At 57.8% G+C, this 13789-nt stretch carries 18 protein-coding genes; 11 read left to right on the plus strand and 7 right to left on the minus strand.

Features of this window, described 5'->3' with window-relative positions:
* The first annotated feature begins 66 nt into the window (after positions 1-66).
* From ACFDAU_RS03860 to queF, 10 genes are all read left to right on the plus strand, one after another.
* Complete coding sequence (locus ACFDAU_RS03860) at positions 67-1176, plus strand: aromatic ring-hydroxylating oxygenase subunit alpha (RefSeq protein WP_413438701.1); 1110 nt, start codon at positions 67-69, stop codon at positions 1174-1176.
* Positions 1173-2024 carry a DMT family transporter gene (locus ACFDAU_RS03865; RefSeq protein WP_413438702.1) on the plus strand — a complete coding sequence of 284 codons (852 nt, stop codon included), beginning with the start codon at positions 1173-1175 and terminating at the stop codon, positions 2022-2024. Before ACFDAU_RS03860 ends, ACFDAU_RS03865 begins: the two co-directional genes overlap by 4 nt.
* A 251-nt stretch (positions 2025-2275) precedes the next feature.
* The gene (locus tag ACFDAU_RS03870) at positions 2276-2620 is read left to right on the plus strand and encodes an STAS/SEC14 domain-containing protein (protein WP_413438703.1); all 345 of its coding nucleotides are present in this window, start codon (positions 2276-2278) and stop codon (positions 2618-2620) included.
* A gap of 165 nt (positions 2621-2785) precedes the next feature.
* Positions 2786-3178: a 30S ribosomal protein S6 gene (rpsF, locus tag ACFDAU_RS03875; RefSeq protein WP_124704951.1), complete on the plus strand. Its 393-nt coding sequence runs from the start codon at positions 2786-2788 to the stop codon at positions 3176-3178.
* Positions 3179-3182: 4 nt separating this feature from the next.
* On the plus strand, positions 3183-3479 hold the full coding sequence (priB, locus tag ACFDAU_RS03880; protein WP_413438704.1) for a primosomal replication protein N: 297 nt from the start codon (positions 3183-3185) through the stop codon (positions 3477-3479).
* A 13-nt stretch (positions 3480-3492) separates the two neighbouring features.
* Positions 3493-3762 carry a 30S ribosomal protein S18 gene (rpsR, locus tag ACFDAU_RS03885; RefSeq protein WP_124704950.1) on the plus strand — a complete coding sequence of 90 codons (270 nt, stop codon included), beginning with the start codon at positions 3493-3495 and terminating at the stop codon, positions 3760-3762.
* Positions 3763-3772: 10 nt separating this feature from the next.
* Entirely contained in the window at positions 3773-4222 is a 450-nt protein-coding gene (gene rplI, locus ACFDAU_RS03890; protein WP_413438705.1) for a 50S ribosomal protein L9, read from the plus strand.
* Positions 4223-4347: 125 nt separating this feature from the next.
* Positions 4348-5733, plus strand: a complete 1386-nt coding sequence (locus ACFDAU_RS03895) for a replicative DNA helicase (RefSeq protein WP_413438706.1) — start codon at positions 4348-4350, stop codon at positions 5731-5733.
* A 12-nt stretch (positions 5734-5745) separates the two neighbouring features.
* Positions 5746-6816: an alanine racemase gene (gene alr / locus ACFDAU_RS03900; protein ID WP_413438707.1), complete on the plus strand. Its 1071-nt coding sequence runs from the start codon at positions 5746-5748 to the stop codon at positions 6814-6816.
* Positions 6813-7643, plus strand: a complete 831-nt coding sequence (gene queF / locus ACFDAU_RS03905; RefSeq protein ID WP_413438708.1) for an NADPH-dependent 7-cyano-7-deazaguanine reductase QueF — start codon at positions 6813-6815, stop codon at positions 7641-7643. The genes alr and queF overlap by 4 nt, the downstream gene beginning before the upstream one ends.
* Before the next feature lie 55 nt (positions 7644-7698).
* Here queF and ACFDAU_RS03910 read toward each other — a convergent pair whose 3' ends face one another.
* The 6 genes from ACFDAU_RS03910 to ACFDAU_RS03935 form a co-directional block, all read right to left on the minus strand.
* Positions 7699-8769 carry an NADH:flavin oxidoreductase/NADH oxidase gene (locus ACFDAU_RS03910; RefSeq protein ID WP_413438709.1) on the minus strand — a complete coding sequence of 357 codons (1071 nt, stop codon included), beginning with the start codon at positions 8767-8769 and terminating at the stop codon, positions 7699-7701.
* 142 nt (positions 8770-8911) lie between these two features.
* Complete coding sequence (locus ACFDAU_RS03915; RefSeq protein WP_413438710.1) at positions 8912-9610, minus strand: homing endonuclease associated repeat-containing protein; 699 nt, start codon at positions 9608-9610, stop codon at positions 8912-8914.
* A gap of 216 nt (positions 9611-9826) precedes the next feature.
* Positions 9827-10036 (minus strand): hypothetical protein, encoded by a 210-nt coding sequence (locus tag ACFDAU_RS03920; protein ID WP_413438711.1) that lies wholly within the window; start codon positions 10034-10036, stop codon positions 9827-9829.
* A gap of 83 nt (positions 10037-10119) precedes the next feature.
* Complete coding sequence (locus ACFDAU_RS03925; RefSeq protein WP_413438712.1) at positions 10120-10281, minus strand: hypothetical protein; 162 nt, start codon at positions 10279-10281, stop codon at positions 10120-10122.
* A gap of 38 nt (positions 10282-10319) precedes the next feature.
* Positions 10320-10634 carry a DUF4936 family protein gene (locus ACFDAU_RS03930; protein WP_413438713.1) on the minus strand — a complete coding sequence of 105 codons (315 nt, stop codon included), beginning with the start codon at positions 10632-10634 and terminating at the stop codon, positions 10320-10322.
* Positions 10631-11581, minus strand: a complete 951-nt coding sequence (locus tag ACFDAU_RS03935) for a YgfZ/GcvT domain-containing protein (protein ID WP_413438714.1) — start codon at positions 11579-11581, stop codon at positions 10631-10633. The genes ACFDAU_RS03930 and ACFDAU_RS03935 overlap by 4 nt, the downstream gene beginning before the upstream one ends.
* Before the next feature lie 8 nt (positions 11582-11589).
* On the opposite strand from ACFDAU_RS03935, the gene ACFDAU_RS03940 reads away from it, so the two are divergent.
* On the plus strand, positions 11590-12075 hold the full coding sequence (locus ACFDAU_RS03940) for a protein YgfX (RefSeq protein WP_413438715.1): 486 nt from the start codon (positions 11590-11592) through the stop codon (positions 12073-12075).
* On the opposite strand, the gene nadB is transcribed toward ACFDAU_RS03940, so the two are convergent.
* On the minus strand, positions 12017-13636 hold the full coding sequence (nadB, locus tag ACFDAU_RS03945; protein ID WP_413438716.1) for an L-aspartate oxidase: 1620 nt from the start codon (positions 13634-13636) through the stop codon (positions 12017-12019). The two genes, ACFDAU_RS03940 and nadB, sit on opposite strands and share 59 nt — an antisense overlap.
* Between the last annotated feature and the right edge of the window lie 153 nt (positions 13637-13789).

The raw sequence follows: 13789 nt of genomic DNA on the forward strand, positions 1-13789 counted from the left end.
AGCGGCGCTCAGTCAGCTTGATTATCCGTGTCCATGGACTTCGTCCAGGGTATTCCGAATTTAAATATGACCGATTTGGCTGTCAGCGCTGCGTTGACCAACACCTCTCCCCAGCTACCAATCAGCTGGTATTTCGATGCCCAGGTTTATGCGCTTGAGCAAGAATACCTGTTCGCCTGCGCGCCGGGCTATGTTGGCCATACGCTGATGGTGCCCAATGTGGGTGACTATCAGGTACTGGAAACGACGCACAATGCGGCCATGCTGGTGCATAACGCAAACGGTGTGGAAATGGTTTCCAACATTTGCCGTCACCGCCAGGCCATGATGTATGAGGGACGGGGCCACAGCAAAAACATCGTTTGCCCGCTGCACCGCTGGACCTATGACATGGAAGGCCGCCTGCTCGGCGCGCCGCATTTCCCCGGCAATCCCTGTCTTAATCTGGGCAAGACGCCCCTGCAAAACTGGAACGGCCTGCTGTTCACTGGCCAACGTGATGTGGCGCGCGATCTGGCCAGGCTGGGCGTGCTGCAAGACCTGGATTTTGACGGCTATATGCTCGACCGCGTGATGGTCGAGGATTACGACTTTAACTGGAAGACTTTCATCGAAGTTTATCTGGAGGATTACCACGTCGAGCCTTTCCACCCAGGCCTGGGCAATTTCGTCACTTGCGCCGATCTCAAATGGGAATATGGCGACTGGTATAGCGTACAGACTGTTGGCGTAGCACGTGGTCTGGGCAAGCCGGGCACACCTGTGTATCAAAAATGGCAGGAGCAGGTGCTGCAATACAATGCTGGCCAGGCCCCTCGCCAGGGGGCGATCTGGTTGACCTACTATCCCAACATCATGGTGGAGTGGTACCCGCATGTGCTGGTGATCAGCACGATTATCCCTACCGGTATCGAATCCTGCCGCAATGTGGTGGAGTTTTATTATCCTGAAGATATTGCCCTGTTCGAACGTGAATTCGTGGAGGCCGAACAGGCCGCTTATAACGAAACCGCGCTCGAAGACGATGAAATTTGCCGCCGTATGCACCAGGGGCGCCGTGAACTTTACCGCCAGGGGCGCGATGAGGCGGGACCATATCAATCTCCGATGGAAGACGGCATGGTGCATTTTCATGAATTCATTCGGCGCGAGATTGCACCGCATCTGAGCGAGTGAAATCCGCCTGGATGCTGGTGGCGGGTTTGCTGTTCGCCATCAGGGGCGTGCTGGTCAAACTTGCTTCGGACCAGTTTTCCAGTGCCGAACTGGTGTTTTACCGGTCCCTGTTTGGCCTGGTGATGATTTACTGGGTGATCCGCCGCCGTCATCCACATCTCGCGCGGCCATTCTCCACCCAGCATTTGCGAGCTCATCTGGTGCGCAGTATTTCAGGCTTTGTCGCACTACTCCTGTTTTTCCATGCGATTGATGTGTTGCCGTTGGCAACGGCTGTAACGCTCAACTACACATCACCCTTGTTTCTGGCGTTATTGCTCACCCTGTGGCACGGTGAAAAACCGCACTGGCCTCTGGTGGCGGGCGTGACGCTGGGGTTTTTCGGGGTGGTGTTGCTGTTGCGCCCAAGTCTTGAGAGTGCGCAATTGAGCGCCGGCCTGATGGGATTGGCATCGGGTTTCCTGGCGGGCGTGGCATATTTGAATCTGCGTGTTTTGAGCCGCATGGGTGAACCGGACTGGCGTACGGTATTTTATTTTACGCTGGTGTCCACGCTGGGCGCTGGCGCATGGGCGGCGAGGAATGGCTGGCACGCGATCAATGCACACGCAGCCTTGTTGGTGCTCGGTCTGGGAATCTCCGCCACGCTGGCGCAACTTGCTTTGACGCGCGCATATCGTCTTGGCAATGCCTTGGTAGTGGGCAGCCTCGCCTATAGCACCGTAATTTTTGCCAGCTTGTTTGGCATGCTGTTATGGCATGAAATTTTACCGCTGCAGGCATGGCTGGGTATGGGACTTATTGTGATCAGCGGGCTGGTGGGTGTGCGTACAGTTGGGGCGAAATAAATCCGGAGTGCACAGTTCTGAGGCGTAGCAACCACAATGAAATTTCACTAATTGCATGTTATTCAACAATAAATTATTTGGCATGGGATTTGCTTAATGTTAATCGGAGCATGTGTTTACGAGTTAATGCATGTTTCATCTTCATCCTCCATGCGGTATTTCGGGCGTCTTCGGACGCCCGCTTTTTTTGCCTGTCACCGACAACTCACTTATAGTTGTTCTCAGCTATCCACAACAATATCGGGAATTCCATGATCAATATCTCTATCAGCGGCAATACTGTCCGCGCGGCCGTACTGGGCGAATTTACCTTGGCGGATTACCGCGAATTTGAACAGACCATCCTGTATGGCGTGAAGCTTGAAGGGCGAGTAAATCTATTGCTGGATTTGCGCGACATGCTCAAATTCACTGTGGATGTGGCGTGGGAAGAAATCAGTTTTGGTCGCGCGCATGCAGCTGATTTTGCCCGTGTTGCTGTCGTGGCCCAAAGCCAGTGGATGATCTGGAGCGCGTGGGTCACACGCCTGTTCGTGGAAGCGCAGATTCAGGTTTTCGAGGATTTGGAGGGGGCGGAGAACTGGCTGGCGGAATAAAGTTTGCCTCCAAGTTGCTTGCGTACTGACGCGGGTAACTATTGACGCCAGTATGGGATTGATGCACCGAGTACCATTGAAAAATGCAGGAATAACCGGTACAATGCGCGGTTTCCCTTGCCCCACCGCCAACGCACGGGGGGCTTTAACCCAGAAGGAGTTTGCATGCGTCATTATGAAATCGTATTTATCGTGCACCCCGATCAGAGCGAGCAAGTGCCCGCAATGATCGAGCGCTATCGTGGCCAGATTGCAGCGCGAAATGGTCTGGTTCATCGTCTGGAAGACTGGGGCCGTCGTCAGATGGCTTATCCGATTCAGAAAGTCCACAAAGCCCACTATGTGTTGATGAACATCGAGTGCGACCAGGAAACCCTGGACGAGCTTGAGCATGGCTTCAAGTTCAATGATGCGGTGTTGCGTCAATTGACAGTGCGGATGGATGAGGCAGTCACAGCGCCATCGCCAATGATGAAGGAAGAGAAATCGCGCTCCCTGACCCAGCCGCCGGTTGAAGCCAAGCCCGAGCAGGCCGCTCCGGAAGCATCGGCTGCCTGAGTGCTTGGAAACCAACCGGCTGACGCTGACCGGCGTTGTTGCTGAACCCGAAGCGCTGCGTTATACCCCGGCTGGGGTACCCTTGGTGAACCTGCATATCCGCCATGAATCGCAGCAGATGGAAGCAGGTGTAGTGCGCCGGGTAAATGTAGAGATGGCAGCGGTGGCAATCGGGGAAATAGCGCAAGGTATCAGTGCTCTACCCGGCGGCAGCCACATCAGTGTGGAAGGTTTCCTGGCCCGAAAGAGTCCGCAGAGTAATCAGATCGTGCTGCATATTTGCAGCTTAAAAACAGTTTAGATAGGAGTGCATCATGCCTCGTCCAACCAATAGCAAAAACACCAAGCGCCGGGAAGGTTCCCGCCAGTTGTTCAAACGTCGCAAGTTCTGCCGCTTTACCGTTGAAGGTATCAAGTGGGTTGACTACAAAGACGTGGAAATCCTGAAAGATTTTGTCGCTGAAAACGGCAAGATCATCCCGGCCCGCATTACCGGGACCAAGACCCGGTATCAGCGTCAGCTCTCCACTGCCATCAAGCGCGCCCGCTTCCTGGCGCTGATGCCTTACACCGACCTGCATTAAGGAGACCGCCATGCAAATCATTCTGATGGAAAAAGTGGTCAACCTGGGTACCCTGGGCGATGTGGTCAAGGTCAAGGACGGTTACGCGCGTAATTTTCTGATCCCGCAAGGCAAGGCCAAGCGCGCCACCAGCGCCAATCTCAAGCACTTCGAGGAAAAACGCGCCGAGCTGGAAAAAGCACATGCGGCCACATTGGCTGCGGCTCAGGCACGTGCCGAGAAACTGGCTGGTTTCATGCTGCAGATTACGCAGAAGGCCGGTATGGATGGCCGCTTGTTCGGCTCCGTAACCAATGCGGATATTGCTGACGCGCTTAATGCGCAGGGCTTTGAAGTGGCCAAGGCGGAAGTGCGCATGCCGACGGGCCCGCTCAAGGCCATCGGTGATTTCCCCATCAGCGTCGCGATGCATGCCGATGTGGTGGCCGAGATTACCGTTTCGGTGCTGGGCGAACACTAAGCCGGTTTCATAACCGCAGAAAAGGGGCTGAGTACAGCCCCTTTTTTTATTGGATTTTCACCCAGCAGTCCGGGACGCGTTAAAATGGCGCTTCGCGCTAAGCGCTGCCTCATTAAAACCAAGACATGGCCACATTCCGAAATACTGCTGATCCCGAACTCGCCGCGCTCAAGATGCCGCCGCATTCCGTCGAGGCTGAGCAGTCCGTGCTGGGCGGGCTGTTGCTGGAAAACCACGCCTGGGAACGCATTGCTGACCTGATCAACCAGAATGACTTTTACCGGCATGATCACAAGCTCATTTATCGCATGATCACCAAGCTGATCGAGCAGGGCAAGCCCGCCGACGTGGTGACCGTAGCCGAGTTGCTGGAAAATCACGGCGAGCTTTCCAGTGTGGGTGGATTGGCCTATCTGGTCGCGCTGGCGCAGAACACGCCGTCTGCCGCCAATATCCGCCGCTACGCCGAGATCGTGCGCGAGCGCGCGGTCATGCGCAAACTGGTGGAAGTGGGCACCGAGATTGCCGAGTCCGCCTACAATCCGGCCGGCCGTTCGGCCAATGATCTGCTCGACCAGGCCGAAGCCAAGGTGTTCGACATTGCCGAAGCGGGCGCGCGCAGCCAGCAGGGCTTTCTCGAAATCAAGCCCCTGCTCACCGAGGTGGTGGAGCGCATCGACGAACTGTTCAGCCGCGACAACCAGAGCGATGTTACCGGCATACCCACCGGCTTTGCCGACCTGGATCAGAAAACGGCAGGTCTGCAGGCGGGCGACCTGATTATCGTGGCCGGGCGGCCATCCATGGGCAAGACTGCGTTTTCGATCAACATGGGCGAAAACGTGGCAATTGACACCGGCCTGCCGGTAGCCATTTTCTCCATGGAAATGGGCGGGGCGCAGCTGGTCATGCGTATGCTGGGCTCCATCGGTCGCCTCGACCAGCACAAGATCCGCACCGGCCGCCTGCAGGATGACGACTGGCAAAAGCTGACCTATGCGGTGGGTAAACTTAATGATGCGCCGATATTTATCGATGAAACGCCCGCGCTCAACGCCCTCGAACTGCGCGCCCGCGCGCGCCGCCTGCACCGTCAGTGCGGCAAGCTGGGGCTGATCATCATCGACTACCTGCAGCTGATGTCCAGTGTCAGCAGCGGTGAAAACCGCGCCACCGAGATTTCGGAAATATCGCGTTCGCTCAAGGCGCTGGCGAAAGAGCTGCAGGTGCCGGTAATCGCGCTGTCCCAGCTCAACCGCTCGCTGGAGCAACGTCCCAACAAGCGCCCGGTGATGTCCGACCTGCGCGAATCGGGCGCCATCGAGCAGGACGCCGACGTGATCCTGTTCATCTATCGCGACGAAGTCTACAACCCCGACAGCCCGGACAAGGGCAGCGCCGAGATCATTATCGGCAAGCAGCGGAACGGCCCCATCGGCACCGTACGCCTGACTTTCCTGGGCGAGCATACGCGCTTCGAGAACTACGCCAGCGGCGGCGGTAATTATTAATTAAGCCGCGCAATGTCACGCCCGCTTATCGCACGCATTCATCCCGCCGCACTGCAGAATAATCTGGCCGTAGCGCGGCGCCTTGCAGGGGATGCACGCATCATGGCCGTGATCAAGGCCAACGGTTATGGTCATGGTTTGCGCCGGGCGGCGCGGGCGCTGTGGGATGCGGACGGGTTCGCGGTAATGTCCCTGGAAGAAGCCGGCCACCTGCGCGATCTTGGCTGGGGCAAGCCCATCCTGCTGCTGGAAGGCATGTTCGACGCGGCTGAACTGGCGGAGTGCGAGGCCCAGCGTGTCACCCTGGTCGTCCACCATGCCGAACAGATCGCCATGCTGGAACAGGCTCATCCCGTCAGCCCGTTTCCGGTATTCCTCAAGCTGAACAGCGGCATGAACCGGCTGGGATTCAAACCTGAGGATTTTCACGCGTCATTGGCGCGGTTGACGGCGTGTGCCAATGTGAGCGAAATCACCCTGATGAGCCATTTCGCCACCGCGGATGAGGCGGCTGGCGTGAGCGGCCAGCTTGAGATCATCCAGGCGGCGTTTACTGATCTGGATCACCCCGTCAGTCTCGCCAATTCTGCCGCGCTGCTGCGTTACCGGGCGACGCGACGCGACTGGGTGCGCCCCGGCATCATGCTGTATGGGGCGTCGCCGTTTGCCGAGGAAGACGCTCATGCGCTGGATCTGCAGCCGGCGATGACCTTGTCGAGCCGCATTATTGCCGTGCAGACCCTGGCGTCCGGCGACGCGGTAGGCTACGGCGCCAGCTATATCGCCGATCGACCCATGCGCGTCGGCGTGGTGGCGTGCGGGTATGCCGATGGTTACCCGCGTCACGCGGGCACCGGCACGCCGATTCTGGTGAATGGCCAGCGCACGCGCACGCTGGGGCGCGTTTCCATGGATATGCTGTGCGCCGATTTGACTGACATTCCCGGCGCCGGAGTCGGTGCGCCGGTGGTGCTATGGGGGAAAGGCCTGCCGGTGGAGGCGGTCGCCGCGGCTGCGGGCACCATCAGCTATGAGTTGTTGTGCGCCGTGGCGCAGCGCGTACCGATGAGCGAGGGAACATGAATACACCGGAACAGTCATTGCTGGGAAAACCCGCCTGTTACCAGGCTGAATACGACCCCTCGCTATTGTTTCCCATCCCCCGTCAGGACAAACGCAACGAGATCGGCATCTGCGGCACGCTGCCGTTTTTCGGCGCGGATATCTGGAATGCCTACGAGGTTTCCTGGCTCAACCTGCGCGGCAAGCCGCAAGTTGCCATTGCGACTTTCATTATTCCCGCCGAGTCGCCCAATATCGTCGAGTCCAAGTCGTTCAAGCTGTATCTGAATAGCTACAACCAGACCCGGCTGGACGGCACCGATACCCTGCTGGCGCGCCTGAAGGCCGATGTGTCGGCAGCCGTGGGCGCATCGGTACAAGTGCGCCTGACCCTGCCCGATGCGTTTGGCAATGTGGCTTTCGCAGAACTGGAGGGCCTGCCGCTGGACCGGCTGGATATCGAAGTGGACAGCTACGCGCCCAACCCGGCCTTGTTGCGTGCGTCGCAGGATGCCGAACCGGTCGAGGAAAAACTGGTATCCAACCTGCTCAAATCCAATTGTCTGGTCACCGGCCAGCCGGACTGGGGCAGCGTGCAAATTCACTATGTGGGCGCACCGATTGATCAGGCCGGGTTACTGCAATATCTGATTGGATTTCGCACCCATAATGAATTTCACGAGCAATGCGTGGAGCGCATTTTCATGGACGTGTTGCGCCAGTGCAAACCGCTCAAGCTCGCCGTCTACGCCCGTTACACACGGCGCGGCGGGCTGGACATCAACCCGTGGCGCAGCAATATCAGCGGCAGCCCGTTGCCACCCAACCTGCGCTGCGCACGTCAATAAACCCGGGGAAAGCAGCAGCCCCGTGCGCTCCGTATGGTCAGTACCGTTTTCAGGATTATCGGCCTGGCTGGGCGCGCTGGTATTGTACCGGCCAGTCCAGCTTGACGCCGAGCGCTGTGGCTGCGTGCAGCGGCCAGTACGGGTCGCGCAACAACTCGCGGGCGAGCAGGACTGCATCCGCAAGTCCCGTGGCGACGATCTGCTCCGCCTGCTCGGGCGCGGTAATCAGCCCCACTGTGCCGACGGCGATACCGGCCTGGTTGCGGATTGCGGTGGCAAAGGGGGTCTGAAAGCCGGGCGCGACGGGGATTTTGGCGTATGGAACCAGAGCGCCGGAGGAACAATCGATCAGGTCAATGCCGATGGCTTTGAGCCAGTGCGCGAGCTGAATGGATTGCGCCAGATCCCAGCCGCCTTCTACCCAGTCGGTGGCCGAGATGCGCACAAAGAGCGGTAAATGTTGCGGCCATGCCGCGCGTACCGCACGGGCTACTTGGAGTGGAAAGCGGGTGCGATTTTCCAGCGAACCACCGTATTCATCGTTGCGCTGATTGCTGAGCGGAGACAGAAATTCGTGCAGCAAATAGCCGTGCGCGAAATGCAGCTCGACCACTTCGAAGCCTGCCTCTAGGCTGCGCTTGGCGGCCTCCACAAACTGCGCGCAAATGACATCAAGCTGTGCCGGACTCAACTCGACCGGCATGGGCGATGTCGGCGAAAACGCCACGGGGCTAGGCGCTACCACCGGCCATGCGCCGGTATCAGCAGTCAATGCGCTGCCTCCGCGCCATGGCACATCGGTAGACGCCTTGCGCCCGGCGTGGGCAAGCTGGATCGCCGGCACCGCGCCGTGTTCCTTGATGAATTGGGCGATGGGAGCCAGCGCCCGCGCATGTTGCTCCGACCACAACCCCAAGTCTCCGGGAGAAATCCGCCCTTCCGGCGTGACCGCCGTTGCCTCGACCATCACCAGCCCCGCGCCACCCACCGCACGTGAACCCAGATGCACCAGATGCCAGTTGTTGGCAAGGCCGTCAGTCGCCGAATACTGGCACATGGGCGAGACAAAAATCCGGTTTTTAAATTCCAGGTCACGCAGCTTGAATGGTGAAAAAAGTGTACTCATTTAAGATACCTATGATTTTTACAGGGAGTGGACTGTCAGTTCATCGGTTTACAAACAGCAGACTATCTTCCAGTCAGGTGGTTCCCAATAAGTCAGGCTGCTTCAATATGCGGGCAATATCGATCACGACCCCGTTAATTCATTAGGCATTAAATGCGTTCCCCTTGCCAAGGTTGCATTGTTTGCACTTGGTTTCAAGGTTGTCGTCGGTTGTCTCTCCGCCTTTTGACCAAGGCAGAATATGATCAACGTGCAATTCGATACCTGGCTTCATCAATGGACTAGCACCACATGATTTGCATCGAAAACCGTCCCTTACGAGGATTCGGAATCTTTGGCGATCTGATATTTCTCGTCGAGTACGGCGCTTTGCTAAGCCCATTTGAACGGTTGAATCCGCCGTGCCCCGCTCCGTTTCTGTGTCTTGTTGGGGTTGATCCGGGGAGTCAGAGTTGACCCATGCCACAAACTCGCGAAGTGCTTTTGACCATGAACCGAATCGGTTTTCATATGTACCAGCCGAGAACTGGGAACTAGGTGCTTTCACTTCGTCGTATCTGGGTTGGCGACCGAGTCTTATCCATAGCGACTTGATGTTCTCAAAGAGTTCTTCATGGGTAATACCAAATTTCGATCTGCTGGGTTGCAGGCCTGCTAGCTTTAACGCTTTGAACCACGACCCAAATCTTCGTTGAATAGTACTTGGATGAGCTTTTCCGATTTCCCCGTATTCGGCAATAGTGATTGTGTCTCTGCTAATCGCTTGGGCGCTGCGACGCATGTCTTCCAACAGTTCCTCATCGGGTGCGCCTCTGAGGCTTTCTTCTAATTCAAACTTCATGTTGCCTCGGTTTGCCTAACACCGTTTTAACCGGTGCGGGCCATGAAAGTAAAAGGAAATAATAGGAAATAATAATAGAACCAGACACGACACATAATTAACATATTGATTTTATTAAATAATCTATCTGAATCAATTTTACCCCCGAATCAGGGCAACGACGTCATTCCGTGTTTCATCCAGCTTGTCAGCCGCGATCAGATCTGCAATGGCGGACTACTTGGCCGGCTGCAAATGTGCCCATGCGGCGTCATTTTCGGGTTTCAGCCAATCTTCCGCCAGAGTGGGTTCTGCCAACTGCAGTGCTTCATCAACAGGCGGCTTCAGCAGCGTCAGCAAGGCCACGGCCCACTGGCAATTTTGGATGGATTCCAGCGGGTGTATATGTCCAGTGGCGTCAATTTCCACTTCGATGGTCTGCAACATATTCCACTCCTTCAAGGAACCAGCAAGGTCAAATGCATGACGTGAGCGACTGTACAAAGCCGGGACTGATGATTACGCGGTATTTATTTGGTATTTCCTGAACCGCTATCAGCAGGCGCATCCGCTGTGTCGTCTGCCGCCGGCTCTTCATTTTTCTGCGCTTTTTCCTTCAGCTTGTCTTCTTTCTTCTTTTTCTTGGCGAGCTCTTTTTGACGCTTTTCGTATTGATAGTTGGGTTTGGCCAATTTGATTTCCTGTCTGTCAGTGGTTGAAAAAATACGTCTTAGTTTGTCTTGCAGAGTGGTATGGATGATGCCGCAACATCCCCGACAAAGCACTCGATCACGCGCCGCCCATCGCCGGTTAAAAACATGTCCACATCGAACTCGGACACGGTACGGGTGAGTTGGTGCTCAAAGTTGTTACTATCCGCCACATTTTCGTAGATTTCCATCCACGTGGATGGATCGTCGCGGCGTTTCAGCAGGTGGCCGGTGACGCCGCTGCGGCAGGCGAGGCGCGTTTGCATGGCGCGTATCTGGGTTTCGGTTTCGGCGTCGTCGTCTTTCACCCGGTAGTAAATGTAATAGTGGTTCACGCCAGAGGGTAGGGCAGGGGTTCGATCGCCAGGCGCGCGCCATCGAGCGACTTGAGGTGGATGGGATGGGCGTCAGCGCTGCTGATCTGGATTACCGCCAGCGCATCCCAGCCGCCGTTGGGGGCGGGTTGGGCGTTGACGATCATGCCGCTGGCCTGGCCTTCCATGTCGGCACTGTAGAGTTCGTCGCCGGGCGCAGCGGGACTGTCGCTGTGCACCAGATACATGCGGCGCTTGAGCTTGCCCAGGTATTGGGTGCGGGCGACGATTTCCTGGCCGGTATAGCAACCTTTTTGAAAATTGACGCTGTTGGTGAGATCGAAGTTGACCATCTGCGGGACGAACTGCTCCTGCGTGGCGGGCAGGATGGTGGGAATGCCGGCGCGGATTTCCAGCCACTGCCAGATTGGATAATCGATCTGGCTGGCGTCGCGGCTCAAGGTCTCACTGAGCGCAGCGGCGGATTGGGGTGTGGTGATGATCTGGTAACGCTCGGCAGCCAGGCGGATCACGCTGCCCGCCGGAGTGTGCACCACGCCCATATCGGTAGGCGGTAACACACCCAGTATCGCTTCGATCAACCGGGCAGCATGCTTGCCGGCTACGCCGATGCGGACTATCTCGGAGCGCGCATCGCGGGCTTTGACTTTGGAGCGCAGGATGAACATGGACAGGCGCTTCTGGATGGCTTCCTGCAAGTCGCCGGCGAGCTGCATGTAGGTCGCACCGTTCTGGTTCCAGAGCAGAAAACTGGCCAGCAGCCGACCCTTGGGCGAGCAAAAACCGCTGTACTGCGCTGCGCCAGTGGCGAGCTTGCGCACGTCATTGGTGAGCTGGCCTTGCAGATAGGTGGCGGTGTCCTCGCCGCTGAAGGCAATCAACCCCAGCGGTGCGAGGTCGGCGAATACTGCGCCGGTTTGAAGGGTATCGAGGATGTTCTGGGTCATGGTGTGCAATGAAATGGGAATCCGAATGCGCTTATTCTACAATCATCGCCATGAACTTGCCGCCTTTACGCATCAATGTGTATTTATCGCGCCGCCTGATGGGCATGCTGATTGTCATGCATGGTGTTGCAGGCTGGGTTGTATGGTGGGCGTTTCCGGAAGGGTGGGGGCGCGTATCAGGCAGTCTGGTGCTGCTGGCAAGTCTCGCTTACAACTTGATGCAGCATTCGCGCAGGCGTTTTACCGGGCTGGAACTGGATGCCGACGGCACGTTTCGCCTGCGGCGCGATGACGCCTGGCAGACTGCGCGTTTGCTGGATGCCTTTGTGACCCCCGCGCTGACGGTATTGCGTTTGCGGCTGGAGGACGGCAAAACGGTGGCATTGACGCTGCTGCCGGATAGCCTGGCAGGCAACGATTTCCGTCGCCTGCGCGTCAGTCTAAAGTGGGGAGGTCGCACGCCCCCGGACACACCCGGCCCGGTCGCGGATTGAGCACGGTGTTGCCGGTGACCGGCAGCATGTCCGGGTAGTCGCGGCTAAAGTGCAAGCCGCGCGATTCGCGCCGCAGTTGGGCAGAGCGCACGATCAGATCGGCGGTGAGCACCAGGTTGCGCAATTCGATCAGGTCGTTGCTGACGCGGAAGTTGCGGTAATACTCGTTGATTTCTTCATTCAGCAGCCGGATTCGGCTGGCGGCGCGTGCCAGGCGTTTATTGGTGCGCACGATGCCGACGTAATCCCACATGAAACGGCGCAGTTCGTCCCAGTTATGGGAGAGCACGATTTCTTCGTCGGCGTCGGTGACGCGGCTTGCGTCCCATTCCGGAATGCTGGTTGGCGGCGCGCCCGCACTCGCCAGAATATCTTCAGCAGCGGCACGGCCAAATACCAGACACTCGAGCAGCGAGTTGCTGGCCAGCCGATTGGCACCATGCAGCCCGGTGCAGGCGACCTCGCCGACTGCATACAGCCCGGTGAGATCGGTGCGCGCCGCCAGATCGGTGACCACGCCGCCGCAAGTATAGTGCGCAGCGGGCACCACCGGGATCGGCTCGCGCGTGATGTCGATGCCCAGCGCGCGGCAGCGCTCGTAAATGGTAGGAAAATGCTCGAGGATGAACTCTGCCGGCTTGTGCGAAATGTCCAGATAGACGCTGTCGAGGCCGCGTTTTTTCATCTCGAAGTCAATCGCCCGCGCCACGATGTCGCGCGGCGCCAGCTCGGCACGCGGATCATGCGCGGCCATGAAGCGAGCGCCGTCAGGCAATTTGAGCAGCCCGCCCTCGCCGCGCACTGCTTCGGTAATCAGAAAGGATTTGGCATGCGGGTGATACAGGCAGGTGGGGTGGAACTGGATGAACTCCATGTTCGCCACCCGGCACCCGGCGCGCCAGCCCATGGCAATGCCGTCACCGGTGGCGACATCGGGGTTGGTGGTGTACAGGTAAACCTTGCCCGCGCCGCCGGTGGCCAGCACGGTATGGCTGGCGGCGAAGGTCTTGACCTGGCCGCTGGCATTATCCAGTGCATACACTCCATGGCAGGTGTGGTCGTCACGCCCGAGTTTGTCACCGGTGATCAAGTCGATGGCGATGTGGTGTTCGAGCAGGGTGATATTGGGATTGTCGCGGATCTGGGTACACAGGGTTTTTTGGACTGCCCGGCCGGTGGCATCGGCGGCGTGGATAATGCGGCGCGTGCTGTGGCCCCCCTCGCGGGTGAGATGAAACCCGGTCGAACTGGCTGCATCGGCAGTAAACGGCACGCCCATTTCCACCAGCCACTGTACCGCGGCCTGGCCGTTCTCCACCACGAAACGCACGGTGCGTTCATTGCAGAGACCCGCCCCTGCCACCAGCGTGTCGCGGATATGCGCCTCGATCGAGTCATTATCGGCGAGCACTGCGGCGATGCCGCCCTGTGCCCAGACGCTGGCTGAATCCTGCAGTGTTTTTTTGGTCAGCAGAGTAACCCGGCGCTGCTGTGCCAGATGCAGTGCGGTGGTCAGTGCGGCCAGGCCACTGCCGATGATAAGTACGTCGGTGCGCTCCATATTGACCTGTATTAAACCTGCCGGAAATAGGGTGCGGCAAGGATAGCAGAGCGTTATGCGGCTGAATACCCATTTTCGGAAGCCGCAACGGAACTTCATTATCGATAGGACTGTCTCTCTCGCGCAAGAGGCATGCCGGTGCAGCATTGCCTT

It is taken from the genome of Sulfuriferula sp. GW1, assembly GCF_047300855.1.
Taxonomy (GTDB): Bacteria; Pseudomonadota; Gammaproteobacteria; order Burkholderiales; family Sulfuriferulaceae; genus Sulfuriferula.

Bases quoted from the DNA above. Each gene is read 5' to 3' on its own strand.
- ACFDAU_RS03860 (WP_413438701.1), top strand. From the start codon at position 67: ATGACCGATTTGGCTGTCAGCGCTGCGTTGACCAACACCTCTCCCCAG.
- ACFDAU_RS03870 (WP_413438703.1), top strand. From the start codon at position 2,276: ATGATCAATATCTCTATCAGCGGCAATACTGTCCGCGCGGCCGTACTG.
- rpsF (WP_124704951.1), top strand. From the start codon at position 2,786: ATGCGTCATTATGAAATCGTATTTATCGTGCACCCCGATCAGAGCGAG.
- rpsR (WP_124704950.1), top strand. From the start codon at position 3,493: ATGCCTCGTCCAACCAATAGCAAAAACACCAAGCGCCGGGAAGGTTCC.
- rplI (WP_413438705.1), top strand. From the start codon at position 3,773: ATGCAAATCATTCTGATGGAAAAAGTGGTCAACCTGGGTACCCTGGGC.
- ACFDAU_RS03895 (WP_413438706.1), top strand. From the start codon at position 4,348: ATGGCCACATTCCGAAATACTGCTGATCCCGAACTCGCCGCGCTCAAG.
- alr (WP_413438707.1), top strand. From the start codon at position 5,746: ATGTCACGCCCGCTTATCGCACGCATTCATCCCGCCGCACTGCAGAAT.
- queF (WP_413438708.1), top strand. From the start codon at position 6,813: ATGAATACACCGGAACAGTCATTGCTGGGAAAACCCGCCTGTTACCAG.
- ACFDAU_RS03910 (WP_413438709.1), bottom strand. From the start codon at position 8,769: ATGAGTACACTTTTTTCACCATTCAAGCTGCGTGACCTGGAATTTAAA.
- ACFDAU_RS03915 (WP_413438710.1), bottom strand. From the start codon at position 9,610: ATGAAGTTTGAATTAGAAGAAAGCCTCAGAGGCGCACCCGATGAGGAA.
- ACFDAU_RS03920 (WP_413438711.1), bottom strand. From the start codon at position 10,036: ATGTTGCAGACCATCGAAGTGGAAATTGACGCCACTGGACATATACAC.
- ACFDAU_RS03935 (WP_413438714.1), bottom strand. From the start codon at position 11,581: ATGACCCAGAACATCCTCGATACCCTTCAAACCGGCGCAGTATTCGCC.
- ACFDAU_RS03940 (WP_413438715.1), top strand. From the start codon at position 11,590: ATGAAATGGGAATCCGAATGCGCTTATTCTACAATCATCGCCATGAAC.
- nadB (WP_413438716.1), bottom strand. From the start codon at position 13,636: ATGGAGCGCACCGACGTACTTATCATCGGCAGTGGCCTGGCCGCACTG.